This window comes from Arthrobacter sp. MP_M4, assembly GCF_035984855.1.
GTDB lineage: Bacteria > Actinomycetota > Actinomycetes > Actinomycetales > Micrococcaceae > Arthrobacter.
In genome coordinates this window covers 200,682-225,958 of the sequence record NZ_JAXCHX010000002.1, presented here as the reverse complement: position 1 = coordinate 225,958, position 25,277 = coordinate 200,682, and the positions used below count along the sequence as shown (strand labels likewise).

Annotated in this window: 18 protein-coding genes and 1 pseudogene; 14 read left to right on the top strand and 5 right to left on the bottom strand. The window is 68.4% G+C overall.

All coding sequences use genetic code 11. The features are described from left to right. Nucleotides 1-264 precede the first annotated feature (264 nt). The 3 genes from RCH15_RS03450 (at nucleotide 265) to RCH15_RS03440 (ending at nucleotide 3,718) form a co-directional block, all read left to right on the top strand. Entirely contained in the window at nucleotides 265-942 is a 678-nt protein-coding gene (locus tag RCH15_RS03450; RefSeq protein ID WP_326958059.1) for a Maf family protein, read from the top strand. A gap of 157 nt (nucleotides 943-1,099) precedes the next feature. Further along, nucleotides 1,100-2,920 carry an acetyl/propionyl/methylcrotonyl-CoA carboxylase subunit alpha gene (locus RCH15_RS03445; RefSeq protein WP_326958480.1) on the top strand — a complete coding sequence of 607 codons (1,821 nt, stop codon included), beginning with the start codon at nucleotides 1,100-1,102 and terminating at the stop codon, nucleotides 2,918-2,920. A gap of 66 nt (nucleotides 2,921-2,986) precedes the next feature. Next, nucleotides 2,987-3,718, top strand: coding sequence for a glutamine amidotransferase (locus RCH15_RS03440; RefSeq protein WP_326958057.1), 732 nt, complete (start codon nucleotides 2,987-2,989; stop codon nucleotides 3,716-3,718). Nucleotides 3,719-3,922: 204 nt separating this feature from the next. Here the strand turns inward: RCH15_RS03440 and RCH15_RS03435 are convergent, their stop codons facing one another. Then, a complete protein-coding gene (locus RCH15_RS03435) occupies nucleotides 3,923-5,335 on the bottom strand; it encodes an MFS transporter (RefSeq protein WP_326958055.1) in 1,413 nt (470 codons plus the stop codon). 334 nt (nucleotides 5,336-5,669) lie between these two features. On the opposite strand from RCH15_RS03435, the gene RCH15_RS03430 reads away from it, so the two are divergent. The 4 genes from RCH15_RS03430 to RCH15_RS03415 all read left to right on the top strand — a co-directional run bounded on the left by RCH15_RS03430 (nucleotide 5,670) and on the right by RCH15_RS03415 (nucleotide 11,576). After that, nucleotides 5,670-7,064, top strand: a complete 1,395-nt coding sequence (locus RCH15_RS03430) for an MFS transporter (protein ID WP_326958478.1) — start codon at nucleotides 5,670-5,672, stop codon at nucleotides 7,062-7,064. Nucleotide 7,065: 1 nt separating this feature from the next. Next, nucleotides 7,066-9,237, top strand: a complete 2,172-nt coding sequence (locus RCH15_RS03425; RefSeq protein WP_326958053.1) for a molybdopterin oxidoreductase family protein — start codon at nucleotides 7,066-7,068, stop codon at nucleotides 9,235-9,237. After that, nucleotides 9,234-10,811, top strand: coding sequence for an FAD-dependent oxidoreductase (locus RCH15_RS03420; protein WP_326958051.1), 1,578 nt, complete (start codon nucleotides 9,234-9,236; stop codon nucleotides 10,809-10,811). Before RCH15_RS03425 ends, RCH15_RS03420 begins: the two co-directional genes overlap by 4 nt. Nucleotides 10,812-10,883: 72 nt before the next feature. Next, nucleotides 10,884-11,576, top strand: a complete 693-nt coding sequence (locus RCH15_RS03415) for a hypothetical protein (protein WP_326958049.1) — start codon at nucleotides 10,884-10,886, stop codon at nucleotides 11,574-11,576. A gap of 27 nt (nucleotides 11,577-11,603) precedes the next feature. Here RCH15_RS03415 and RCH15_RS03410 read toward each other — a convergent pair whose 3' ends face one another. Continuing rightward, nucleotides 11,604-12,143 carry a flavodoxin domain-containing protein gene (locus tag RCH15_RS03410; protein ID WP_326958047.1) on the bottom strand — a complete coding sequence of 180 codons (540 nt, stop codon included), beginning with the start codon at nucleotides 12,141-12,143 and terminating at the stop codon, nucleotides 11,604-11,606. A 165-nt stretch (nucleotides 12,144-12,308) separates the two neighbouring features. Between RCH15_RS03410 and RCH15_RS03405 the strand changes: the two genes are divergently transcribed. Together RCH15_RS03405 and RCH15_RS03400 are read left to right on the top strand one after the other, a co-directional pair. Further along, nucleotides 12,309-13,424: an NAD(P)-dependent alcohol dehydrogenase gene (locus RCH15_RS03405; RefSeq protein ID WP_326958045.1), complete on the top strand. Its 1,116-nt coding sequence runs from the start codon at nucleotides 12,309-12,311 to the stop codon at nucleotides 13,422-13,424. A gap of 43 nt (nucleotides 13,425-13,467) precedes the next feature. Further along, nucleotides 13,468-14,925, top strand: a complete 1,458-nt coding sequence (locus RCH15_RS03400) for a benzaldehyde dehydrogenase (protein ID WP_326958476.1) — start codon at nucleotides 13,468-13,470, stop codon at nucleotides 14,923-14,925. Nucleotides 14,926-15,020: 95 nt separating this feature from the next. Here the strand turns inward: RCH15_RS03400 and RCH15_RS03395 are convergent, their stop codons facing one another. Beyond that, nucleotides 15,021-16,436 carry an NAD(P)H-quinone dehydrogenase gene (locus tag RCH15_RS03395; protein WP_326958043.1) on the bottom strand — a complete coding sequence of 472 codons (1,416 nt, stop codon included), beginning with the start codon at nucleotides 16,434-16,436 and terminating at the stop codon, nucleotides 15,021-15,023. Between the two features lie 117 nt (nucleotides 16,437-16,553). Here RCH15_RS03395 and RCH15_RS03390 point away from each other — a divergent pair, with 117 nt between their 5' ends. Next, the gene (locus RCH15_RS03390) at nucleotides 16,554-17,372 is read left to right on the top strand and encodes a purine-nucleoside phosphorylase (protein ID WP_326958041.1); all 819 of its coding nucleotides are present in this window, start codon (nucleotides 16,554-16,556) and stop codon (nucleotides 17,370-17,372) included. 27 nt (nucleotides 17,373-17,399) lie between these two features. Here RCH15_RS03390 and RCH15_RS03385 read toward each other — a convergent pair whose 3' ends face one another. Continuing rightward, nucleotides 17,400-17,882, bottom strand: a complete 483-nt coding sequence (locus RCH15_RS03385; protein WP_326958039.1) for an RrF2 family transcriptional regulator — start codon at nucleotides 17,880-17,882, stop codon at nucleotides 17,400-17,402. A 130-nt stretch (nucleotides 17,883-18,012) separates the two neighbouring features. On the opposite strand from RCH15_RS03385, the gene RCH15_RS03380 reads away from it, so the two are divergent. Next, a complete protein-coding gene (locus tag RCH15_RS03380) occupies nucleotides 18,013-19,755 on the top strand; it encodes a phospho-sugar mutase (protein WP_326958037.1) in 1,743 nt (580 codons plus the stop codon). A 2-nt stretch (nucleotides 19,756-19,757) separates the two neighbouring features. Here RCH15_RS03380 and nirD read toward each other — a convergent pair whose 3' ends face one another. Next, complete coding sequence (gene nirD, locus RCH15_RS03375; protein ID WP_326958035.1) at nucleotides 19,758-20,135, bottom strand: nitrite reductase small subunit NirD; 378 nt, start codon at nucleotides 20,133-20,135, stop codon at nucleotides 19,758-19,760. A gap of 263 nt (nucleotides 20,136-20,398) precedes the next feature. Between nirD and nirB the strand changes: the two are divergent. From nirB to RCH15_RS03360, 3 genes and pseudogenes are all read left to right on the top strand, one after another. Beyond that, a pseudogene (nirB, locus tag RCH15_RS03370) lies at nucleotides 20,399-23,063 on the top strand (nitrite reductase large subunit NirB). Nucleotides 23,064-23,065: 2 nt separating this feature from the next. Next, on the top strand, nucleotides 23,066-24,100 hold the full coding sequence (gene cobA / locus RCH15_RS03365) for a uroporphyrinogen-III C-methyltransferase (RefSeq protein ID WP_326958033.1): 1,035 nt from the start codon (nucleotides 23,066-23,068) through the stop codon (nucleotides 24,098-24,100). Then, complete coding sequence (locus tag RCH15_RS03360; RefSeq protein WP_409017116.1) at nucleotides 24,097-25,224, top strand: uroporphyrinogen-III synthase; 1,128 nt, start codon at nucleotides 24,097-24,099, stop codon at nucleotides 25,222-25,224. The genes cobA and RCH15_RS03360 overlap by 4 nt, the downstream gene beginning before the upstream one ends. The last annotated feature ends 53 nt before the right edge of the window (nucleotides 25,225-25,277 follow it).

The window sequence follows — 25,277 nt, the reverse complement described above, 5'->3', positions numbered from 1 at the left end:
CTTCCCGGAGCCGAACGAGCAGTTGCACCCCACGGCTGCCAGAGCTGCCGCCGCTGACTGAGTACCGTCCATGACTCAAGTGTCCCGGAGGGCTACGACATTATTGACGGCCACCAGAAGCCGGTCAACCGCGCGGCCACCCATCGCTAGTACACTGCGGAGCTTGTCGTCCGGTCCTTCGTTCCCGTCCATGAACCGACTCTCCCTTCGACCCCTGACAAAAAGGGCACGGCGGCGACGATCCCGAGGAACTAGGCTGGAGCGGTGACCCGACTCATTCTTGCCTCCCAGTCCCCCGCCCGCACCAAGCTGCTGACCGACGCCGGGATCCGGCACGAAATCCTCGTCTCGGACGTCGACGAAGACGCCGTGCAGGCCCGCTACGGCGTCACGGACCCGCACGACACCGCGTTGCTGCTCGCCCGGGCCAAGGCCGAGGCCGTTGCCTCCCTGCCCGAAGCCGACGGCGCGCTGGTGATCGGCTGCGATTCGGTGTTTGAGTTCGACGGCGAGGCGCACGGCAAGCCGTATACAGCCGACGTCGCCAAAGCCCGCATGCTCCGGATGAGCGGCAGCAAAGGTGTGCTGCACACCGGCCACTGGCTGGTCGACTGCCGCGACGCCGAGGAATCCGAGGAGACCGGGGCGGCCGGCACCGGCGCAACCCTCGGGCATGTCACCTCCGCCGAAGTCCACTTCATGGACCTGAGTCCCGAGGAAATCGACGCGTACATCGCCACCGGCGAGCCGCTGCAGTGCGCCGGCTCCTTCACGATCGACGGCTACGGCGGGGCCTTTATCCGCAAGGTCGACGGCGACCCGCACGCCGTCGTCGGGCTCTCCATTTCAACCCTCCGCGGGCTGCTGCAGCAAGCCCAGGTGGGCATCACGGAGCTGTGGACCGCCGGCGCCGCGGATCCCGCATTGCTCCGGGCAGAGTGAGCTAATTCCCGTACCTTTGTAGCAAACCTACAAAGGTACGGGCCTCTACCCGCGGAATCCGCAAGTAATATCGGCGGAACCTCCAAAACCGCGCTAGGCTCCCTGAAGGAAAGAAGGAGACGCCTTGTCAGCAAATTCGGAGCAGTCCGCAAATCCCGTGCAGCGATCCGCCCCGGCGGGCCCTGCCGCAGCAAGTCACCGGCTGAGCAAGGTGCTGATCGCCAACCGCGGCGAGATCGCGGTGCGCATCATCCGGGCCGCACGCGATGAAGGCATCGCCTCGGTTGCGGTCTACGCATACCCGGACCGGGACGCCCTGCACGTCAAGCTCGCTGACGAAGCCTACGCACTGGGCGGCAACACCGCAGCCGAGTCCTATCTCGTCATGGACAAGCTGATCGAGGTGGCCCACCGCTCCGGTGCCGACGCCATCCACCCCGGCTACGGCTTCCTCGCTGAGAATGCTGAGTTTGCCGCGAAGGTGATCGACGCCGGCATCACCTGGATCGGGCCCTCCCCTGCCGCCATCTCCGCCCTGGGAGACAAAGTCCAGGCCCGGCACATCGCCGAAAAGGTCGGTGCCCCGCAGGTTCCCGGAACCGCCGACCCGGTGGAGTCTGCCGAGGAGATCCTCGAGTTCGTCGACAAGTTCGGCCTGCCGGTCGCCATCAAAGCGGCCTTCGGCGGCGGCGGACGCGGCATTAAGGTAGCCCGGACCCGGGAGGAAATCCCCGAACTGTTCGAATCGGCCGTCCGCGAGGCCGTCGCCGCCTTCGGCCGCGGCGAGTGCTTCATCGAACGCTTCCTGGACGCCCCACGCCACGTCGAGACCCAGTGCCTCGCCGATGCGTACGGCAACGTCGTGGTGGTTTCCACCCGCGACTGCTCATTGCAGCGCCGCAACCAGAAGCTCGTCGAAGAAGCACCGGCACCCTTCCTCACCGAGGAACAGAACCGCCGGCTCTATGAGTCCTCCAAAGCCATCCTCAAGGAGGCCGGTTACCTCGGCGCCGGCACCTGCGAGTTCCTGGTGGGTCAGGACGGCACCATTTCCTTCCTTGAGGTCAACACCCGCCTCCAGGTGGAGCACTGCGTCTCCGAGGAGGTCACCGGAATCGACCTGGTCCGCGAGCAGTTCCGGCTGGCCCGCGGCGAGGAACTTGGCTACGGCGACCCCGAGGTCCGGGGCCACTCGATCGAGTTCCGCATCACCGGCGAAGACCCGGGCCGAAACTTCATGCCCGCCCCCGGAACCATCACCCTGTTGAAGAACCCCACCGGGCCCGGCGTGCGGATCGACTCCGGCGTGGAGCAGGGTGACATCATCAGCGGGAATTTCGACTCGATGCTCTCCAAACTCATCGTCACCGGAGCCACCCGCCCGCAGGCCTTGCAGCGCGCCCGCCGCGCCCTCGAGGAAATGGTGGTGGAGGGCATCCCCACCGTCATCCCGTTCGACCTCGCCGTCGTCACCAATCCCGACTTCGCTCCTGACGAGGGACCGTTCAAGGTCCACACCCGCTGGATCGAGACGGCGTTCGTCAATGACATCCCCGCCTGGACCCCCACCGGCACCGACGCTGAAACGCCCGACGCCGGCGAACGCCAGCGCGTCGTCGTTGAGGTCGGAGGGAAGCGCCTGGAGGTGGTCCTGCCGGCGTCGCTGGGTTCCGGCGGTGGTGCCGGGCCCGCCAAGCCGGCGAAGGCGAAGAAGCGTTCCCGCGGCAGTGGCGCTGCGGCGGCCGCCAGCGGCAACGCCTTGACTTCACCCATGCAGGGCACCATCGTGAAGGTGGCTGTCCTGGAGGGTGACCTCGTTGCCGAGGGCGACCTCGTGGTGGTGCTCGAGGCGATGAAGATGGAGCAGCCGCTTACCGCGCACCGCGCCGGAATCGTCATCGGCCTGACCGCCGCGGCGGGCGAGACGGTCTCCGCCGGCGCCATCATCGCCTTGATCGAGGATGCGGCTGCCGGGTAACTGCCCGACGGCGGGGTGCGGGCGCGCCTCTGGCGTCACTGCATCCTGCCCATGCAGACTGGGTCTGTGAAACCATTCCTGCTCCTCGCCTCCCGGGCCGAGGACGCCGCCGCCGAGGACGAATACGAAGCCTACCTCCGCTATGGCGGGCTTGAACCGGCCCAGCTGAGGCGCGTCAGGATGGAAGCCGCGCCGTTACCCCCGTTGGATCTTTCCGGATACTCGGGGGTGATTGTCGGCGGGAGTCCGTTCACCTCCAGTGATCCTGCCGGGCAAAAAAGCGACGTCCAGCACCGGGTGGAGCGTGAGCTCGCGGCCCTGCTCGACCGGATCGTGCCTTTGGATTTCCCGTTCCTCGGCGCCTGTTACGGCGTGGGTACCCTTGGCCGGCACCAGGGCGCCGTGATTGACCGCACTTACGGCGAGGGGCTGGGCGGTGTGACCATCAAGCTGAGTGCGGAAGGTCTGGTGGATCCCCTGCTGCGGGGTCTGCCGGAGAGCTTCACGGCCTTCACCGGCCACAAGGAAGCCTGCACCCTCCTGCCTCCCCACGCGGTGCTTCTGGCCAGCTCCGCCGCCTGCCCGGTGCATATGTTCCGGATTAAAACCAACCTGTACGCCACCCAGTTCCACCCCGAACTCGATGCGGACGGCTTGGCCACCCGGATCGACATCTACCGGCATGCCGGGTACTTCCCGCCCGAAGCGGCCGAGGAGTTGATCACGGACGCCCGGCGGTTCTCCGCGCCGGAACCGATGAAGATCCTGCGGAACTTCGTGGAACAGTACGCAAACTAGGGATGCCTGCGTGCGGGCTCGGCGCTCCCCGCGGGGCCCGGCAGAGCCCGGCAGGGCCCGTGGCCGCTCCGGCGCCCGCCATCGTGCCCAGTTGCCCTCCCGGCTTCGGGTGCCGATCCAAAAAGGCCCGGCGTGTTCAGTGAACACGCCGGGCCTTCCGGGAAGCAACCGGGCGGGGGCGTCAGCGCAGCCAGGGCTGATGCATCAGGCCACGTTGTTGGTGTACTCCAGGTCCCGAGTCTCCTTGCTGACGAACAGTGCGATCAACGTCAGGACGGCCATGGACGCGAGGTAGATTCCCACCAGCACGGGGCTGCCCTTCCCCATCTCCCACAGCCAGACGGCAATGAATGGGGCCACCGCGGCACCGAGGATGCTGGAGAAGTTGTAGCTGATGGCCGAGCCGGTGTATCGGACGTTCGTGGGGAACAGCTCCGGCAACAGCGCCCCCATGGGCCCGAAGGTCAGCCCCATCAGGGAGAAGCCGATGATCAGCAGCGCCATGGTGCCCACGAAGCCGGCACTGAACAGCGGAACGAAGAGCAGACCGAAGGCGAAGATGCCCAGGGTCACGGCGATCAGCATCTTGCGGCGGCCGTACTTCTCAGCCAGCGGTCCGGAAACCAGGGTGAAGATGCCGAAGAAGACGACGCCGGCAATCAGCATCCAGAGGAAGTCATTCCGGGTGTAGCCCAGGCCGGGGACGAACGCGGCAGCGGCGGCCTCGGTCATCGGTTTGCCGGCCTTCTCGGCCGCGGCCCTGGCCGCATCCAGGCTGGAAGCACGGGTGCCGTAGGTCAGGGTGAACGTGGTCATCAGGTAGAACAGCACGTACGTGGCGAGCATGATGAACGTGCCCAGGATCAGCTGGCGCCAGCTGGTCTTGAAGACCCGGGCCAGCGGCAGCTTGGCAACCTCGTTCGATTCCAGCACCTTGGTGAAGGCCGGGGTCTCGATCAGCTTGAGCCGCACGTAGAGGCCGATAATGACCATGATGGCGCTGAGCAGGAACGGCACACGCCAGCCCCAGTCCATGAACGCCTGCGGCGTCAGGGTGTAGCTGAACACCAGGAAGATCACGTTGGCGATGATGAAGCCGATCGGCGCGCCCAGCTGCGGGAACGTGCCGTAGATGGCGCGCTTGTTCGCAGGGGCGTTTTCGGTGGCCAGCAGGGCCGCACCGCTCCACTCGCCGCCGAGGGCGAGGCCCTGGGCGAAGCGCAGGACAACCAGGAGGGCCGGGGCCCAGAATTCCCAGCCTTCCACCTTCGCCGTCGGCAAGCAGCCGATCAGGAACGTGGCAATACCCATGGTCAGCAATGAGGCCACCAGGGTGCCCTTGCGGCCGAACTTGTCACCGAAGTGGCCGAAGACGATGGAGCCCAGCGGCCGGGCGATGAACGCGACGCCGAACACGGCGAACGAGCTCAGCAGCTGGGTGGTCTCGTTCTGATTGGGAAAGAACAACGACGGGAAGACGAGCACAGCGGCGGTGGCGTACACGTAGAAGTCGTAGAACTCAACGGTGGTGCCGATGAGGCTGGCGACGATGACGCGGCCGCGCGAGTTCACCGGTTTGGCGGACCCATGCTCCGCGGAAGTGGCAGTGGATGACATGTAGTAGCGCTTTCATGAAGACCGGACTGGTGTTGCTCGGGGCTGCCCGGAAAGGGATTCGTATGATTACATAATAAGTTCCGACGTCCATTGGATGGACAAATGTTCCATTATTTGGACACCCGGATTCGTCTCACGTGGTGGTCATCACACTACGCCCCGCTCTTGCCCTAACAGTGGTTCCAACGCGCCGATAGCTAAACGTCACAGCACGTTAACGTCCGGCGCGGCTCCCGGAAATGCGGCCTCCCTAGCTTTGAGGAACAACATTCCCAAGGAGGTCCCTGTGACTGCTGAACGCACCGTAGCTGCCCCGCCCGGCGTTTCGCCCGGCATGGCACCCGCCACTTCATTGGCGCTCGACGCCGGCACTGCCGTCGGCGGCTCCGCCCTGGAGTTCCGTGGCGGCCGCTGGATTGCCAACTGGGATGCCGAGAACAAGGAACAGTGGCAGGCCCAGGGACGCTCCATTGCCCGCCGCAATCTGAACTGGTCCATCTTTGCCGAGTTTCTCGGCTTCGTCGTCTGGCAGCTCTGGTCGATCGTGGTGGTCCAGCTGCCCGCGGCCGGCTTCACCTTCACCACCTCGGAAATCTTCTGGCTGATCTCCATGCCCAGCCTGGTCGGCGCCACCCTCCGGATCCCGTACACCTTTATGGTCCCCCGCTTCGGCGGCCGCAACTGGACCATCGTCTCGGCCCTGCTGTTGCTGATCCCCTCGACCGGTCTGGCCCTGTGCGTCGCCAACCCGGATACCCCGTTCGGCACCATGCTGTTCGTGGCCGCGCTGGCCGGCTTCGGCGGCGGCAACTTCGCCAGCTCGATGGCCAACATCACCTTCTTCTACCCGGCCCGCGAGAAGGGCTGGGCGCTGGGATTGAACGCCGCCGGCGGAAACCTCGGCGCCGCCGTCGCACAGCTTGCCGTCCCGATTGCCATCACCCTGCTGGCCGCCGGCACCGTGAACCTGCCCATGGCCGGCTGGATGTGGGTCCCGTTCATCCTGCTCGCCGCCTTCGGCGCCTGGAAGTATATGAACAACCTCACCAGCGCCAGGGGCGACGCCGCGGGTTCGCTGGCCGCGCTCAAGGAACCACACCTGTGGATCATGGCGCTGCTGTACATCGGCACCTTCGGTTCGTTCATCGGCTTCGCCGGCGTGTTCCCGAAACTCATCAAGGACTACTTCCCGGCGTTCTCCTCGATCGGCGTCGGCACCGTGGCCCTGTCCCTCGCGTTCCTCGGCCCGCTGGTCGGCTCGCTGGCCCGCCCCTACGGCGGACGCTGGGCGGACCGCAGGGGCGGTGCCCGGATGACGGTGGCAGCGTTCGCGGCGATGGCCGTCATCACGCTCACCCTGGTGTGGACGCTGCCGCTGAAGAACTTTTGGCTCTTTCTGGTCCTGTTCCTGTTCCTGTTCACGGCCAGCGGCTTCGGAAACGGCGCCACGTACCGGATGATCCCCGTCATCTTCGCTACCGCCAGCCGGGCCGCCCGCGCGGGAGCCAGCACGGCCGCGACGCAACGCCTCGCCTCCGCAGCCCTCGGCCTGATCTCGGCCATCGGCGCCTATGGCGGGTTCGTTATCCCGCAGGTCCTCAACGCCTCCAACGCCGCCAGCGGCTCCTACACCTCCGCGTTTTACGGGTTCGTCGGGGCCTACGTCCTGATGCTGGCCGTGTGCTGGTTCTGCTATATCCGCAACGCCGGCCGCAACGGACACATCTGACATGACCGACGGCGCCGACACCCACTGCCCGTACTGCGCGCTGCAGTGCGCGATGACGCTTACGCCCTCCCCAGCGGCCACGCACGCACCGGCTCCTGACGGTCCCCTGACCGTGTCTCGCCGGGACTTCCCCACCAACCGCGGCGGGCTCTGCCGCAAGGGCTGGACATCGCCGGCGCTGCTGAACCACCCTGGCCGCGTCACCGAGCCGCTGCTCAAGGGAGCCGACGGCGTGCACCGTCCCATCGGCTGGGACGAGGCCCTGGCGCTGGTGACCGCCGCAGTGCAGGCGACCCGCGCCCGCCACGGCGCGGACGCCGTCGGAGTCTTCGGCGGGGGCGGGCTCACCAACGAGAAGGCGTACCAGCTGGGGAAGTTCGCCCGGTTGGCCCTGGGCACCTCGCGGATCGACTACAACGGCCGGTTTTGCATGTCCTCCGCTGCCGCCGCCGGGATGCGCGCGTTCGGCCTGGACCGCGGCCTGCCGTTCCCGCTGGCGGATCTTGATTCGGCCAGCACCATCCTGCTGCTGGGTTCGAACGCCGCCGAGACCATGCCGCCCTTTGTCCAGCACCTTCAGGGGGCGCGCGACGCCGGCGGGCTGGTGGTGGTCGACCCCCGCCGCTCCGCCACCGCGGCGTTCACCTCCGACGGCGGCGGCCTGCACCTGCAGCCCCTGCCCGGCACCGACCTCGCCCTGCTGCTGGGCCTCTCCCACGTCGTGATCCACGAGAGCCTTGCCGACGCCGGTTACATCGCGGCCCGCACCGCCGGTTACGCCGCCTTGGTCCGCAGCGTCGCCCCTTACTGGCCCGAGCGCGCGCAGTCCCTGACCGGCGTCCCCGCCGGACTGATCCGCGACACCGCCCGCCGCCTCGCCGACGGCGCACGCCGGGGCGGCAGCTACATCCTCACCGGCCGCGGCGTGGAACAGCACGTGGACGGCACGGACACCGCCACCGCCGCCATCAACCTCGCACTGCTGCTGGGCCTCCCCGGTTCGGCGCGCAGCGGGTACGGCACCCTGACCGGCCAGGGCAACGGCCAGGGCGGCCGCGAACACGGCCAGAAGGCGGACCAGCTCCCCGGTTACCGCAAGATCACCGACCCCGCCGCCCGCGCCCACATGGCGGCCGTCTGGGGAGTGCCCGAGGCCTCCATCCCGGGTCCCGGCGTGCCCGCCGTCGAGCTTCTCGCCTCTTTGGGACGGCCCGACGGCGTCCGGTGCCTCCTCGTGCACGGCGCCAACGTGGCGGTGTCCGCGCCGGACGCCAACGCCGTGATCGCCGGCCTGCGGAGCCTGGACTTTTTGGTGGTCTGCGACTTCTTCGTTTCCGAAACCGCCGCCGAGGCGGACCTGATCCTGCCGGTCACCCAGTGGGCCGAGGAGGAGGGCACCCTGACCAACCTTGAAGGCCGGGTCCTCCGCCGCCGGCGCGCCCTGGCTCCCCCGCCCGGGGTGCGCAGTGAATTGTGGATTCTGGCCCGGCTGGCTGATGCCCTGGAGGCGCCTTCGACGTTCAGCGAGGACCCGGAGACGGTGTTTGAGGAGCTTCGGCTCGCGTCCTCCGGCGGCCTGGCCGACTACTCCGGGATCGATTACGCCATGCTGGACCGCGGCGAGCCCGCCTACTGGCCCTACCCCACCGGCAGTACCGGCACCCCCCGGCTGTTCCTCGACGCGTTTGCCCATCAGGACGGTCGGGCGCTGTTCACCCCAGTGACGCCCCGCCGTCGGGCATCTCTTGCCGCCCCGGCCGCGGCGGACCGCGGCGCCAAACCGATGACCCTGATCACCGGGCGGCTGATGGAGCACTACCAGTCCGGTGCGCAGACCCGGCGGGTGGCCGCGCTGGCAGCGGCCCAGCCGGAGGCCCGGCTTCAGATCCATCCGGCGGCCGCTGCCGCGCAGGGCATCGCCGAGGGCAGCATCGTCTCCATTTCCAACCGGCGCGGGGAGATTTTCTGCCGCGCCACGTTAAGCCCGGACATCCGTCCCGAAACGGTGTTTTTGCCCTTCCACTTCCCGGAGCTGCAAAGCGCCAACCGTCTCACGGAGGCGGCCACGGATCCGGTCTCCGGGATGCCGGAGTTCAAAAACAGCCAGGTCTGGGTCCGGCCCGGTGCCGCCGGCCTCCGCGCCCATGAACTGCAGAAGGGACATGCGTCATGACCGAGCGCATTGTTGTGGTGGGCTTCGGTCCGGTGGCCGGGCGGCTGGTCGACGAACTGCTGCCGGCGGTGCGCAGCGGACTCGCGCACCTGACAGTGATTGGTGCGGAGGCCGAGCCGGCCTACAACCGCGTCCTCGTGGCGGATCTCGGGGTGGGCCGGACCACGGCGTCGGCCCTGGCACTCTCAGACGCCGCCACGCTGATGGCCGACGGGGTGGATGTCCGGCTCGGCGTCCGGGTCCGCCGCGTGGACCGCGCCCGGAAGCAGCTGAGCCTCAGCGACGGCACCTCCCCCGGCTACGACCGGCTGGTCTTCGCCACCGGCTCCCGCCCGGTGATCCCCAACCTCACCGGACTCAACCCTGATCCGGCCGCGCCGGTGCTGCCGGCCGGCGTCACTGCACTCCGGGACCTGCGCGATGCCTCAGTGCTGCAGGTGGCCGTCGCCGGTGGCAAACATGTGGTGGTGCTGGGCGGCGGCATACTGGGGTTGGAGACGGCCCTCGCCGCGGCCGAGGAAGGCGCCACGGTGACCGTGGTGCACACCGGCCCGCATCCGCTGGGCCGCACCATCGACCGCGGCGGCGGCGCGGTGCTCGCCGCTTCGCTGCGGGCCTGCGGCGTGCGGGTGGCCGGCAACGCCCGCTCCACCGCCGTCGAACGCAAAGCGCCCGGCGGCGGCTTCTCTGCCCTGCTGCTCCATGACGGGTCCGCGATCGACGGCGACCTGCTGGTACTCTCCTGCGGCGTCCGGCCGCGGACCGAACTCGCCGAGGGCTGCGGGCTCGCCACCGGCGCCGGGATCCTGGTGGACCACCGACTCCGGGCACACCACGAGCAGCACATCTTTGCAGTCGGCGATTGCGCCGAGGTCCGCTGCACTGCGCCGGACTGTTCCGAATGCAGGACCGCACGCGGACCGTCAGGGCTGGTGGGTCCGGGCTGGCGGCAGGCCGAGTGGCTCGCCGGGTACCTGACGCTGCTGGCCTCCGGGACCCCGGAAGCCGACCTGCTGCCTCCGTTGCCCGCCGAGCTGCCGGGCGTCATAATCCTCAAGGCCCGCGGCATGAACCTGGCCGTCGCCGGGGACAATGCCGCCGAGCCGTGGGACGCGGAAGCGTTGACCGCCGGTGCCGTGGCCGGCCGGGCCGCGCTGCAGGTCGCCCAGTGGGCCGATCCCGAGCACGGACGCTACGTGAAGATGACCACCCGGGCCGGGGTGCTCGAGGGCCTCGTGGCGGTGGGCATGCCGCGCACCGCGGCGGAGCTGGTGCAGCTGTTCGAGCGCGGGGCCGAACTCCCGGCGGACCGGTCCCTGCTGCTGCGCCTCGACGGCCCGGACCAGGCGGCTGTTGCCTCAGACCCCGGGCGGACGGTATGCCGGTGTGCCGGGATTAACGGACACGCGATTGGAGCTGCGGTCGCCGCCGGGTGCGGGACGGTGGCCCAGGTCTCGGCCGCCACGCGCGCCGGGACGGGCTGCGGGGGCTGCCATGGCGAGATGAGGGGAATTATCGAGAAACACTTCCAGGCTGCGGTGGCCGGGAGCGGAAGTGCCGCAGGGACTGTTTAGCAGCCGGCCCGTGGGTGCCCGGGGCTCCGGAGGTGACACACAAGGAGCGGAGGAAGGGTAGCATCTTCGATCATGAGCGCCGACGATGACGACATCACCGAAGAACTCCTGGCCGACGCCGTCAAACTGACGGGACTGAGCCTTGAACTGCTGGGCCTGGACCCGCACCCGGACGACATGACACCGGAGCAGCGGCTCCTGTTCGATCCGGAGGATCTGGCCGAAATGGCCGCCGTCCCGCCGGAAGACCGGCAGCCAGCCGTCCGCCGGACCCGCCTTCTGGCCGGCCTGCTGTGGAACTCATCCGGCATCCTCCTTGACCAGCTTTTCCGGGATCTGGTCACCCTCAGCAACCTGGACGCCGTCACCGGGCCGGACATCGCCGGAACCTCGGTGCTGACCTCACTGCCGCCGCAGTTTGCGTCCAGCTACGACGCGAAATTCACCCAAAGGTTCATTGTTGTAGCCGCCGACCTCACGGCGTGCCTGGTCCGCGGGTGGACCGCCCCCGGCTGCCTCGCCGCCGAACTCGCCGTCCGCTGTTTGCTCGATCAGGCGGAAATCACCGAGGACATCTACGACCTCGACCTCCCGGAGGACTGGCGGGCCCAGGTCGAGGACGTCCTCCTCGCGGACGCAGACAGCGCGGCCCTCTATTCAGATGCCCTCGATATCCTTGACGACGACGCCGACAAACGGGGCTTCGAACACTGGTTCACGCCCTACAACGCCTGGAACACGGTTCCGCCCTACGCCTGCGGCTGAGCCCGGCCCCGGGCTTTTCCAACGGCCCTAGTGTGCCGGCGCGGGCAGTCCCGCCAGGAAATCCTCCGTGAAGTGCTTGACGCCGTCCCACTCCGTGTAGACGTAGTCGCGTGAGATGTCCAGGTCCGCGGACCCCTTGTCCTTGGTGATCTTTTTCATCATGTGCCGCTTGAGGAAGCCGTACTGGGTGTAGAGCAGCGCCCCGCCGAACAGGCCGACGTGGGCCGGGCGCCAGCCGGTCTCCTGCTCAAACTTCTGCACATAACCTTCCGCGTTTTCCCCGTCCCCGTGCGCGGCGAGGCTGACCGAGAACAAAGCCGAGGGCAGCCGTTCCAGCGCCGCTTTGTTCACGCGGACGAAGTCGGTCACGAACTCCTCGTGCTTGCCCATGTGGACGGAGGCACCGACGATGACGCCGTCACACTCCTGCGGGAGCGCATCACCGGAGGTCTGCAGATCGGCCGTCCGGGCCTCGTGGCCGTGCTCGCGGACGACGTAGGCGATGTACTCGGCGATCCGGGCGGTCTGGCCCTCGACCGTCCCGAACGGAATGTAAATGTTGGCCATGGTCCACGGTGCCCGCGGCCCGCGGCGCCGGGCAAGGGCCGAACGTCCCGGCGCCGGAGGGTACCGCGGCAGCCGGCCCGGAACCGACTCTGCTCCGAAATCCAGGCACTTGACCGTCACCGATAGCATCAGCACACCACCAAAGCGCAGATCAAGGGGTCCGCAATGAAAATCACCGCACTGGTCGTGGCGGAAAAGAACGCTCCGTTCGTCCGCGAGGAACTCGACCTGGACGCCCCGGGACCGGGTGAGGTGCTGGTGCGGATCACGGCCACAGGGGTCTGCCACACAGATGCCAATACGCAGGCCGGCGATATGCCGCTGCCCTTGCCAGGAGTGCTTGGCCACGAAGGCTCCGGCGTGATAGCGGCGGTGGGCGCGGGCGTGACCACCGTAGTTCCGGGCGACCACGTGGTCCTGGGCTGGCCGTATTGCGGAGAATGCCGGAACTGCCTGCGCGGCGAGCACCGCTACTGCGCACGGCTGGGTGCGGCCCTGGTCAGTGGCCACCGTCTCGCCGGGAGCGCGGCCGGAACCAGTGCCTACAGCCGGGCGGACGGCACGCCGGTGTCCGGCCACTTCTTTGGACAGTCCTCCTTCGCTGACTATTCCCTGGCCCTGGCCTCTTCCGTGGTGAAGGTGGACCGGGATCTTCCGCTGGAACTGCTCGGTCCTTTGGCCTGCGGCATCGGCACCGGAGCCGGCGCAGTCTTCAACACCGCGAAGCCGGGGCCAGGTGAGTCCCTCGTTATTTACGGAGCCGGCGCGGTCGGGCTTGCGGCCGTGATGGCAGCCAGGAACACGCCCGCCGCCACCATCGTCGCCATCGACCTGCACGACTCCCGGCTGGAGCTTGCCCGCGAACTCGGCGCCACGCACACGATCAACGCCGGAACCCCCGGCGTGGTGGAGGAAATCCTGCGGATCTGCGGCGGCCCCGCCGACTACGTCCTGGAATGTACCGGGTCCATCCGCGTGCTGGAAGAGGCTGCGGAGGCGGTCGGCATGCTGGGCACCCTGATTCTGATTGGCGGCGCCCCGGCCGGCGCCCGTTTTTCGCTGGACCATTTGCGGACGCTCTGGGGGAAGCGGATCGTCGGAACCCTGGGCGGGTCCGCCACCTCAGCGCAACTCATCCCGGCACTGATCAGCCTGTACCGGCAGGGCCGTTTCCCGTTCGACCGGCTGGTCAAGTTCTATCCGCTGGACCAGATCGACCAGGCCATGGCGGACAGCAAGTCCGGCAGTACCATCAAGCCCGTGCTCCGCATCGGCGGGTAGCAAAGAAGCCCACCGACAGCACCCCACCATGAAAGGACAGGACATGTCCCTGCTCGACTCCTCCCTCTGGGAGGGCAAGATCTACCTCAACGGCTGGCGTCCGGGCGGCGGTGGGTCGGCCAGCGCCGTCGAACCCGCCACGGGCGAAACGCTGGGCAGCTACGGCGTCGCCGCGGTGGAGGACGTCCGGGAGGCCGCCACCGTCGCCGCCAAGGCGCAGAAGGGCTGGGCGAAACTCAACCCGGAGGACCGCGCTGCGGTGCTGCGCCGCGCCGGGCTGCTCTGGGAGGAGCACGCGGCCGAAGTCCAGGACTGGATTGTGCGCCAGTCCGGCGGCATCCCGCCCAAGGCCGCATTGGAAACGCACATCGCGGCCAACGAATGCTACGACGCCTCGGCGCTGCCCTCGCTCCCGGCCGGCGACGTGCTCACCTCCAACGAGAACCGGTGGTCCTTCGCCCGACGGCGGCCCGTCGGCGTCGTGTCCGTGATCGCGCCATTCAACTTTCCACTGATCCTCTCCATCCGCGCCGTCGCCCCGGCACTGGCCCTCGGCAACGCCGTGCTGCTCAAGCCGGACCCGCGGACCGCGGTCTGCGGCGGCGTGACCCTGGTGCGGATCTTCGAGGAGGCCGGGCTCCCGCCCGGACTGCTTTCGCTGCTCCCCGGCGGCGCGGAGATCGGCGCCGCCGTCGTGGAGGCGCCCGAGGTCCGGGTGATCGCCTTTACCGGCTCGACGGCGGCGGGACGCAAGATCGGCGAAACGGCCGGCCGTCTTCTCAAACGGGCGCACCTGGAACTGGGCGGGAACAACGCGCTGATCGTGTTGCCGGGCGCGGATCTGGCGAAGGCCGCCTCGGCTGCGGCGTTCGGGTCCTTTATGCACCAGGGCCAGATCTGCATGGCCGCCGGACGGCACCTCGTCCATGAGGACATGTACGACGACTACGTCGCCGCGCTCGCCGAGAAGGCAGGGCATCTGCCGGTGGGTGATCCTAAGAGCGGCACGGTGGCCCTGGGCCCGATCATTGACGAGAAACAGCTGCAGCGGGTGGACGGGATCGTCCAGGACGCAGTGCAGGCCGGTGCACGGCTGGCCGCCGGCGGGACGCACGACGGCCGCTTTTACCGGCCCACCGTGCTGGTGGACCTGGAACAAGCCAGTCCGGCGTGGAAGGACGAAATCTTCGGCCCGGTGGCCCCGGTGATGAAGTTCTCCACCGTAGAGGAGGCCGTGGCGCTGGCCAACGGCAACGAATACGGCCTGTCCATCGGCATCCTCGGAGACGTCGGCATGGCCATGACCATCGCGGACCAACTGGACTCGGGCAAGGTCCACATCAACGAACAGACGGTCTCGGACGAGGCGAACTCACCCTTCGGCGGCATGAAGAACTCCGGCAACGGCTCACGGATCGGCGGCCACCACGCCAACATGGAGTCCTTCACCGAAATCCAGTGGCTAACGGTCCGACCGGAGATCGCCCCGTACCCGTTCTAAGGTTCGAACGCCGACGAGCCACTCATGAAGGGGCCCGGGTGCGGGATCCAGAAGCCGCCGAGCCTGTCCGCCCGATGTGCCCACGCCGTCGTTGGTTACATGTGGACGTGCAGGCGCCGGGCTGCTTCGGAGATCGAGCCGCTCAGTGACGGGTACACGGTGAAAGTGCTGGCCACGTCATCGACGTGCAGTTTCTGGGTGACCGCGAGGGAGATGGCGAAGATCAGTTCGGAGGCGTTCGGCCCCACCACCACCCCACCGATCACAGTGCCGGAGCCTTTGCGGGCAAATATCTTGATGAAGCCGTCCTTGTGGTTGCGCATCTTGGCGCGGGCGTTGCTGCGCAACGAAAGCTTCACGACGTCGGCCTGGTACTTGCCGGATTCGATGTCCGCCTCGGAGACGCCCACATTGGCGATCTCCGGTGAGGTAAAGATGTTGGAGGCCACCTGGTGCAGCTTGAGCGGCATCACGCTGTCGCCGAGGAAGTGGGCGATCGCGATCCGGCCCTGCATCGCGGCCACCGAGGCGAGCGCCAGCACTCCGGTGCAGTCACCGGCGGCGTAGATGTTGGGCGCGGTGGTGCGGGAGACGCCGTCGACACTGATGTGGCCGCTCTCGCTGAGCGCCACCCCGGCCTCCTCCAGGCCGATCCCGGCGGTGTTGGGGATGGAGCCCACGGCCACCAGGCAGTGGCTGCCGGTGACTTGGCTGCCGTCACCGAGGGTGACGATGACGCCGTCGTCAGTGCGCTCCACAGTCTCTGCGCGTGCACGGGACAGGACTTTAACGCCGCGGCGTTCAAAGACGCCTTCCAGGACCTCGGCGGCGTCCGCGTCGGAGCCGGGCAGCACGCGGTCGCGGCTGGAAATCAGGGTGACCTTGGACCCAAGGCCGTTGTAGGCGGAGGCAAACTCGGCGCCGGTCACACCGGAACCAACCACAATCAGGTGCTCCGGGAGCTCGTCCATGTTGTAGATCTGCGCCCAGTTCAGGATCCGGACACCGTCCGGGCGGGCGGTGGGCAGCTCGCGCGGGTGGGCACCGACGGCCAGCAGGATCGCGTCCGCCTCGATGGTTTCCGTGCCGTCGGCGGTGAGGACCTCGATGGTGTGGCTGTCCAGGAGCTTTCCGGAGCCGAGCAGGATCCGCACGCCCTGGCCTTCCAAACCCTTCTGAATGTCGGTTGACTGTTGCCGGGCCAGGCCCAGCAGACGGTCGTTGATGTGCTTGAGATCCGCTCGCATCGTCGGGGTGCAGTCGCCGCCGTCGAGGTCGAACTTGACACCGAGCTCGCCGGCCTCACCGACGCGGGTCATCAGGTCCGCCGTCGCGATCAGGGTCTTGGACGGTACGACGTCGGTCAGCACCGCGGAGCCGCCGAGCCCCGCCCGCTCGATGATGGTGACCTTCGCGCCAAGGGAGGCGGCGACCATGGCAGCTTCGTAGCCACCGGGCCCTCCGCCCAGGATTGCGATGCGGGGTGAGCTGAAATCGGGATGCGTAGTCACAATCAGCCATTGTCCACCATCCGGACCTGCACCACCAAGAAACACCGCCCGCACCGCACCGGCACAGACCCGGCGGATGGGCTGGGCAGCACGCCCGCGGCAGGATAACTTGTACCGGTGAGTACAACAGAATTCCTGACCACGGACCCCTTCGACGCCGCCCGCGCCGCCGCCGACTACATCGCCGAAGAGACGGGCATCGACAAGCATGACGTCGCCCTGGTGCTTGGTTCGGGCTGGGGCGACGCCGCTGAATTGATCGGCCAAACCACCGCCACCCTCTCCGCGGACGAGGTCCCGGGCTTCTCCTCCCCCTCGGTGGTGGGCCACGTCGGGACCATCCGCTCGGTGCTGACCCGGGAGGGCAAGCGCGCCCTGGTTTTGGGCGCCCGCACGCACTACTACGAGGGCAAGGGCGTTCGCGCCGTTGTCCACGGCGTCCGCACCGCTGCGGCAGCCGGCTGCGAGACCCTGGTCCTGACCAACGGCTGCGGCGGCCTCAACGAGGACTGGACGCCGGGCACCCCCGTGCTGATCAGCGACCACATCAACCTCACCGCCACCTCCCCGCTCGAAGGCGCCACTTTCGTGGACCTCACTGACCTGTACTCCGCCCGGATCCGCGGCCTGGCCCGCGAGGTCGATTCCACACTCGACGAAGGCGTTTACGCCCAGTTCACCGGCCCGCACTACGAAACCCCTGCGGAAGTGCAGTACGCCAAGCGGATCGGCGCGGACCTGGTGGGCATGTCCACCGCTCTCGAGGCCATTGCCGGCCGCCACGCGGGCATGGAGGTCTTTGGCATTTCCCTCGTGACCAATCTCGCCGCGGGCATCAGCCCGGTGCCCCTGAGCCACGGGGAGGTCCTCGAAGCCGGCCAGGCAGCGGGACCGCGGATCTCCAAGCTGCTCGCCGAAATCATCGCCAAACTCTAAGCGGCCCAGCCCGCCCGGCAGCCGGGCTCAGCTGCCGGGCGCGAGGTAGCGCACTGCCTTTTCTGCGTCCTGCGGAAACCGCCGCTCCATGGAGTCCGCGATCCCGGCGACGGTCTGCCGGGCCAGCGCCTGCCGCCAGGCGAGTTCGGCCTGCCTCATGGTCTGGGAAATCAGACAGCTCCGGACGAAGTTCTGTCCGGTTTCGGCATCCGGGACCTTGCCCATGATGCCTTCGCAGCGGAACACCGGATCGGGGCCTTCCAGCGCCAGGACAATGTCCAGGACCGTGACGTTTTCCGGCCTGCGCGCCAGATAGAATCCGCCGCGCGGACCGGAGACGGAGCCCAAAATCCCGGCGCGGACCAGGGCCTGGAGCTGCTTGTTCAGATAGGCGCCGGGGAGTTGGTAGTACTCAGCCAGCCGGGCGCTGTTGACTGCCTCCCCGGCCGGCGTCCACGCCATATTGACGCAACTGTGCACAGCCCATTCCACCCCTCGGCCCAGCCTCATATTCCAGACGTTACGTGTCCGGAAAATCGGCTGTCAAGGGTTGAGGACGCAGCACGGCGGGATCGGTCCGAATGGCCGCCTCTCGCTTGTCGGCACGGCATCCGCGGCGAATGGCACTAGTTTGGTTCCTATGACGTCTTCTGTTGCCGATCCCGCCCGCCTGCTGAGCGATGCCCGGACCTGGGCTGCCCAGGATCCGGATCCCGCCACCGCCGCCACCCTGACGGAGCTGATCCGCCTCGCTGATGAGGGCGCTGCCGCGGCGCAGCAGGAACTCGCGGACAGTTTCAGCGGCACCCTGCAGTTCGGCACCGCAGGCTTGCGCGCGTCCCTCGGCCCCGGCCCGAACCGGATGAACCGCGTGGTGGTGCGCCGCGCCGCCGCTGGATTTACGGCGTTCCTCAAAGGCACGGTCGCCCAGGCCGCGCCCGGAACCCGGCCGCGCGCCGTCGTCGGCTACGACGCCCGTTACAACTCGGACATTTTCGCTGCGGAAACGGCCGCGATCCTTACCGCAGCCGGCGTCGAGACGTTCCTCATGCCCTCTGCCTTGCCCACTCCACTGCTCGCGTATGCGGTGCGGGCGCTGGAATGCGACGGCGGCGTGATGGTGACCGCCAGCCACAACCCGCCCCAGGACAACGGTTACAAGGTCTACCTGGGCCGGCACGCGGTCGAGGAGAGCGGGCGCGGCGCGCAGATCGTGGCGCCGTACGATGCCCTGATCGCGGCGGAGATCGACGCTGTCGGCGAGCTGTCCGGAATTCCGTTGGCCGCGGAAGGCTGGACCGTGCTGGATCCGTCCATCGCCGCCGGGTACGAGGCCGCCACCGCCGCCCTGGCCGACACAAGGCATTTCCCGGCCCGCGACCTCAAAATCGTCCTGACCCCCATGCACGGGGTGGGCGGCGAGACTGCCGTGTCGGTGCTGCACGCGGCCGGCTTTGCCGACGTCACCCTGGTGGCCGAGCAGGCCGAACCCGACCCCGACTTCCCCACCGTGAATTTCCCCAATCCCGAGGAGCCCGGCGCCCTGGACCTGGCCCTCAAAACCGCTGCCAGGGTGGCGGCGGATATTGTGATCGCCAACGACCCGGACGCGGACCGGGCCGCCGTCGCCGCCAAGGACCCGGACACCGGGTCCTGGCGGATGCTGCGCGGCGACGAGGTAGGCGCCCTGTTGGGCGCGCACATCGTGGCCCGGCTGGCGGCCGGCGGGCAAGAGACTCCAGCCGGGGTGTTCGCGAATTCAATCGTGTCGTCCCGGCTGCTGGCACGCATCGCTGCCTCGGCAGGCTACGCGCACGAGGAAACCCTCACCGGCTTCAAATGGATCGCCCGTGTTCCCGGGCTGCTGTACGGCTACGAGGAAGCGCTGGGGTATTGCGTCGCCCCCACCCAGGTCCGGGACAAGGACGGCATCTCCGCGGCGGTGCTGATCGCGGAGTTCGCGGCAACTGCCAAGGCCGGCGGCAGGACCATCTTCGACACGCTCGATGAGCTGTATCTGGTCCATGGACTGCACACGAGCGACCAGCTCAGCATCCGCGTCGCGGACCTGGGCCTGCTGGACGCGATGATGAACCGGCTCCGCGTCAGTCCGCCGGAATCCTTCGGGGGCTCCGCAGTCGAAACTGTCACCGATCTCGCCGACGGCAGCGCCCAGCTGCCGCCCACCGACGGCCTGCTGTACCTGACCCGGGATCTGAGCCGGATCATCATCCGCCCCAGCGGCACCGAGCCGAAGCTCAAGTGCTACCTGGAGGTCATCAAAAGCGTCGGATCAGCCGCGGAACTGCCCGCCGCCCGGCTCGAGGCCCGGGCCGCGCTCGACGCCGTCCTCGCGGACGTCCGCGAGGCGCTCGGGCTGTAACGTTAGAGCTCGACCTCAATGTACCCGCCCACAATCCGGGTACCGAAGGTCGGGAGCCTAAGACCGGGCGTGCCCAGGCACTCCCCTGTTCGGAGGTCGTAAACCTCTTTGTGCAGCGGCGAGGCGAGCGTGGGGCGCGCGCCTCGGGAACCGGTGATGCCGCGGGCCATCACGTGCGCCCCGGTGGCGGGATCCTCCTGCCCGACGGCGAAGACCTCACCGGAAACCATCCGGAACACGGCCACCTGGCGCCCGGCGATCAGCGCGGCCTCACCCCAGGCCGGCTCCAAATCAGCCACAGCGCACACGCGGTGCCAGCCGGCTCCATCGCCGCAACGTTCAACAAAGCTTCGTGCTGCGCTCTCAAGTACGGCAGTCATTGCGGCCATCCTCTGCTCCGTTCGGGCTGAGCCGCTGCTGCGGCGTACCACCCAAGGTAGTTCCGGGGCGTTTCGGCTGCGTACAGACCATGTGTCCGGCGGGTAAAAGAGCCCTCACCCCGCCTAAACGCCTCCGTGATGCAGAAGTTAAGACTCCGAAACATCGGGGAAACTCAAGCGAAACTGCGGCTGCCTAGTCTGAACGGACACCTCGACTGAGACGGCCGCAGAGTACCGACTGCGGTCCACGCGAAAGGCCCACCGTGACCGAACAGACGTCAAGCCCCCACCATCAGGGCGCAGAACCCGCTGCAGCACCGCACCGGATCGTGGTTGCCGGCGGCGGACCGGCCGCCCACCGGTTCGCGGACGCCATGCACGCCCGGGGCCTCGAGGGCTGGGATGTCACCGTCCTGACCGAGGAAGCGCACCCTCCCTATGACCGCGTTGCGCTGAGCAAGGCCTTCACCGATGCCGCCGTCGACCTCACCCTGGGCGCTTCCCTGTGGGACCACGAGTTCCTCACGTTGCAGACCGGCGAGCGCGTCACCGGCATCGACATCGCGGCCAAGACCGTCACCACCGCGGCGGGCACGCGCTACCCGTATGACGACCTGGTGGTCGCCACCGGCTCCGCCGCAATCCGGCTTCCTATCCCGGGCGCCGAACACACCCACGTCTACCGCACTCTCGAAGATGTCCGTGCCATCAACCTCGCCATCAGGGAACTGACACAGACCCTGGGCCGCACAGTCAACGCCGTCACCATCGGTGGCGGGCTGCTCGGTCTGGAAGCGGCCGCCGGCACCGAGCAGCTTGGCGCCGCTCCCATCGTCATCAACGGCTCCCCCTGGCTCATGAACACCCAGCTGGACGAGGGCGCCGGGCAAGCCCTGGGGCGCCTGATCCGGGCCAGGGGCTTCACCGTGCACACCGGTGTGCGCCCGTCCGAAATCCTGTCCAACGGCGACGGCCAGGTCACCGGCGTCCTGATGGCCGACGGGCGTGTCATCGCCGCCGACCTGGTGATTGTCGCCATCGGGGTGAGGCCCCGCGACGAGTTGTTCCACGCCGCCAACGACGCGGCCGGGCCGAACGACGACCAGCCGTTCCCGCTGGGCCCGCGCGGCGGAGTGGTGATCTCCGAGGACTGCCAAACGCAGGTCCCCGGCGTTTGGGCGATCGGAGAAGTAGCCAACTTTGACGGCATGTGCCTGGGCCTCGTGGCCCCGGCCAACACCATGGCCGAGATTGTCGCGGACCGGCTGCACGGCGGCGGGGCGAGGTTCCCGGGCTTCGACACCGCCACCAAGCTCAAGCTCTCCGGCGTGGACGTCGCCAGCTTCGGCGACGCCTTCGCCGCAACAGAGCACGCGCTGGAAATCGTCTACGCCGACCCCGCCCGCGGCGTCTATCAAAAGATCGTCACCACCGACGACGCGAAAACCCTGCTGGGCGGCATATTCGTCGGCGACGCCACCCCCTACACCTCCCTCCGCCCGCTGCTGGGCCGCCCACTCGCCGCCGAACCCGGCGCCTACCTCACCGCGGCCGGCGGAGACGCCCCGGATACGGACCTCCCGGACGACGCCGTCCTGTGTTCCTGCAACAACGTGGCCGCCGGCAGCATCCGCGATGCCGTCAACGGCTGCGGTGCCTGTGCGGGCAACACCCCGGTCCGGGACCTTGGTGAGCTCAAGGCCTGCACCCGGGCCGGCACCCAGTGCGGCTCCTGCGTTCCGATGCTGAAGAAGCTGCTTGAAGGCGAATTGACCAAATCCGGGGTCGCCGTCTCCAAGTCACTCTGCGAACACTTTGACCTCTCCCGCCAGGAACTCTTCGACGCCATCCGTGTTTTGGACCTGTCCTCCTTCGAGGACATGGACCGGGACCGGCTGCGACATCTGCAAGCCCACCATCGCGAACATCCTGGCCAGCCAGAACAGCGCCTACGTGCTCGACGCCGGCCGCGGCACCCTGCAGGACACCAACGACCGCGCCCTGGCCAACATGCAAAAGGACGGCACCTATTCGGTGGTCCCGCGGATCGCGGGCGGCGAAATCACACCGAAGAAGCTCGGCGTGATTGCCGCCGTCGCCGAAAAGTACAGCCTCTACACCAAGATCACTGGCGGCCAGCGGATCGACATGTTCGGCGCCAGGCTGGAGCAGCTCCCGGAGATCTGGAAGGAACTGGTGGACGCCGGCTTCGAATCCGGCCAGGCGTACGGCAAGTCCCTGCGGACTGTTAAGTCCTGCGTCGGCTCCACTTGGTGCCGCTTCGGAATCCAGGATGCCGTCGCCATGGCAATCAACCTGGAACTGCGTTACCGCGGCCTGCGCAGCCCGCACAAAATCAAGATGGGCGTCTCGGGCTGCGCCCGGGAATGCGCCGAAGCCCGCGGCAAGGACGTGGGCGTCATCGCCACGGACAAGGGCTGGAACCTCTATGTCGGCGGCAACGGCGGCTTTCAGCCCGCCCACGCCCAGCTCCTCGCCCAGGACCTGGACGATGAGACTCTGCTGACATACATCGACCGCTACCTGATGTACTACATCCGCACCGCGGACCGGTTGCAGCGCACCGCGCGCTGGCAGGAGGAGCTCGACGGCGGCCTCAACCACGTCATGGACGTGGTTGTGCGGAATTCGCTCGGTATCGCCGCGGACCTTGAGGCCGCCATGGCCAGGCATGTGGACACCTACCAGGACGAGTGGGCCGAGACCCTCAGGGACCCCGAGCGGCTGCGCCGCTTCCGCTCGTTCGTCAACGCCCCGGACCAGGTGGACGATTCCATCACCTTTGTGCCCGACGAGCGTGGCCAGCTGCGGCCCGCCACGGCGGAGGAGAAGGCCTTGGCCGGTAACCAGCCGGTCCTGATCGGTTCGTCCATCCCGGTCCGTGCACGCGACGAGAACGAGGCATAGCCATGCAGCTCACCATAGATTTGACCGGACGCGAGGTCCTTGTCACCGGTACGGACACGGCCGCCCGCCAAGCGGTCCGCCGCTACCGGGCGGCCGGCGCAATCGTCTCGCGGCTGAGCAGCCCCTGCGGTTCCCGCCACGACGGGCCCCTGCCGGAGCGTCCCTTCCTCGTCGCCGCGGTCGACGACGGCCAGCCCGGCTGGGAGGGGCTGCTGGGCCGCTGCCGGGACACCGGCATCCCCGTCGCGGTGGAACCCCCGGCCGGTTCCGCCGGCCACGTCACCCTGGTCGGCGGCGGGCCCGGCACCACCGAACTGCTGACAGTGGCGGCCGTGCAGGCACTGCGGGACGCCGACGTCGTGTTCTACGACCGGCTGGCTCCGACCCAGGACCTCCCCGCCCTGGCCACGGCCGAACTGGTGGATGTGGGCAAGCGGCCCGGCCACCACCCGGTGAGCCAGGCCGGCATCGAGGAACTGCTGGTGGCGGCGGCGCTGGCGGGGAAAAACGTGGTGCGGCTCAAGGGCGGCGACCCGTACGTGTTCGGCCGTGGCGGCGAGGAAGTGGCCGCCTGTGTCAACGCCGGCGTCCCCGTCCGGGTGATCTCCGGCGTGACGAGCGCCATCTCCGTCCCCGCGGCGGCCGGGATCCCGGTCACGCACCGCGGGGTCAGCCACATGTTCACCGTGGTTTCCGGCCACGCACCGCTGACCGAAAAGGAACACACCCATTTGGCCGGGCTGGGCGGAACCATTGTGGTGCTGATGGGCATTGGCACCCTGCACCACCTCGCCGCCGGGCTCCGCCGGGCGGGAATGCGCCGCGACATGCCGGTAGCCGTCGTCGAACGCGGATACCGCCCCGGCCAGCGGACCACCGTCGCCGAACTCGGCACCGTCGCCGCCGCGGCAGCGGATTGCAGCAATCCGGCCGTACTGGTCATTGGCGACGTCGTCCGGGTGGCCGAGGCCAACCGCGGCTGCGCGGAAGCCCGAGCCGAACTGGACCGGCTCGCCGCGTCCCTGATGGGAGCGTGAGAGCCGTGAGCGCACCGGCGGTGCTGCCGCTTGAACTGCCCCTGGAAGGCTTCCGGATCGGGGTGACCTCGCACCGGCGCTCCCAGGACCTGATCGAGGCCCTGGAACGGCGTGGCGCCCAGGTGCTGCATGCGCCGGCCCTGCAGATCGCCCCGGCGCAGGAGGACATGCGCCTGATCGAGGACACCCGGACCATCATCGCCGCGCGCCCCGAGGTGTGCATCGCCACCACCGCCTACGGGATGCGCCGCTGGTGCGAGGCCGCGGACACGTACGGGGTTGGTGAGCAGCTGCTGGAGACCCTCGGTGCCACCCGGATGTTCGTCCGCGGACCCAAGGCGCGCGGCGCCGTCCGCGCGGCCGGGCTGGCCGACGTCGGGATCAGCAGCGACGAAACCACCGCCACACTGGTGGACATGCTCCTGGCCGAGGGAGTGCGCGGCAAGACCGTCGCCGTGCAATTGCACGGCTACACCGACGTCCGCCAGCTCGAACGTCTGCGGCTGTCCGGCGCCACGGTCCTGACCGTGACGCCGTACCGCTGGGTCAAGCCCGACGGCGCGGACCGGCTGCCACGGTTGATCGAGGCCGCCTGCAGCGGCAACCTGGACGTGCTGACCTTCACGAGCGCCCCTGCGGTGGACGCCATGTGGAGCACCGCGCACGAGATGGGCCTGTACAACCAGCTCGTGGCGAGCCTTAAGAGCACCGTCACCACCGCCGTCGTCGGGCCGGTCACGGCGCAACCGCTCATCGATGCCGGCGTGCGGCCGCTGGTGCCGGACCGGTTCCGCATGGGCGCCCTGATCCGGCTCGTGGTGGAACACCTCGCCCTCAACCACGTCCGCCGCCTGGACACCGGCTCGGGCCTGCTGGAACTGCGCGGCCGCTCACTGCGGATTGACGGCAAACCCGTCGAGCTGGCTCCGGCCCCGCTGCTGCTGCTGCGGGCGTTGCTGGGCGCCGGCGGCGCGGTGCTGTCCCGCGACTCCCTCTCCGAGCTGCTGGAACTCCGCGGTTCGGTGCATGCCCTGGATATGACAGTCAGCCGGCTGCGCACCGCCCTGCCGGATGGCAGGCTCGTGGAAACCGTGGTGAAGCGCGGTTACCGGATCCGGGTGTGACCCACGCCATTACCGGCCGGTAAACATTGGCGAACGGGCGCCGGAAATCCGGC

Coding starts and splice junctions, on each gene's coding strand:
- RCH15_RS03410 (WP_326958047.1), bottom strand. CDS start 12,143: ATGGCCAACATTTACATTCCGTTCGGGACGGTCGAGGGCCAGACCGCC.
- RCH15_RS03420 (WP_326958051.1), top strand. CDS start 9,234: ATGACCGAGCGCATTGTTGTGGTGGGCTTCGGTCCGGTGGCCGGGCGG.
- RCH15_RS03415 (WP_326958049.1), top strand. CDS start 10,884: ATGAGCGCCGACGATGACGACATCACCGAAGAACTCCTGGCCGACGCC.
- cobA (WP_326958033.1), top strand. CDS start 23,066: ATGCAGCTCACCATAGATTTGACCGGACGCGAGGTCCTTGTCACCGGT.
- RCH15_RS03400 (WP_326958476.1), top strand. CDS start 13,468: ATGTCCCTGCTCGACTCCTCCCTCTGGGAGGGCAAGATCTACCTCAAC.
- RCH15_RS03385 (WP_326958039.1), bottom strand. CDS start 17,882: ATGAGGCTGGGCCGAGGGGTGGAATGGGCTGTGCACAGTTGCGTCAAT.
- RCH15_RS03425 (WP_326958053.1), top strand. CDS start 7,066: ATGACCGACGGCGCCGACACCCACTGCCCGTACTGCGCGCTGCAGTGC.
- RCH15_RS03435 (WP_326958055.1), bottom strand. CDS start 5,335: ATGTCATCCACTGCCACTTCCGCGGAGCATGGGTCCGCCAAACCGGTG.
- nirD (WP_326958035.1), bottom strand. CDS start 20,135: ATGACTGCCGTACTTGAGAGCGCAGCACGAAGCTTTGTTGAACGTTGC.
- RCH15_RS03405 (WP_326958045.1), top strand. CDS start 12,309: ATGAAAATCACCGCACTGGTCGTGGCGGAAAAGAACGCTCCGTTCGTC.
- RCH15_RS03430 (WP_326958478.1), top strand. CDS start 5,670: ATGGCACCCGCCACTTCATTGGCGCTCGACGCCGGCACTGCCGTCGGC.
- RCH15_RS03380 (WP_326958037.1), top strand. CDS start 18,013: ATGACGTCTTCTGTTGCCGATCCCGCCCGCCTGCTGAGCGATGCCCGG.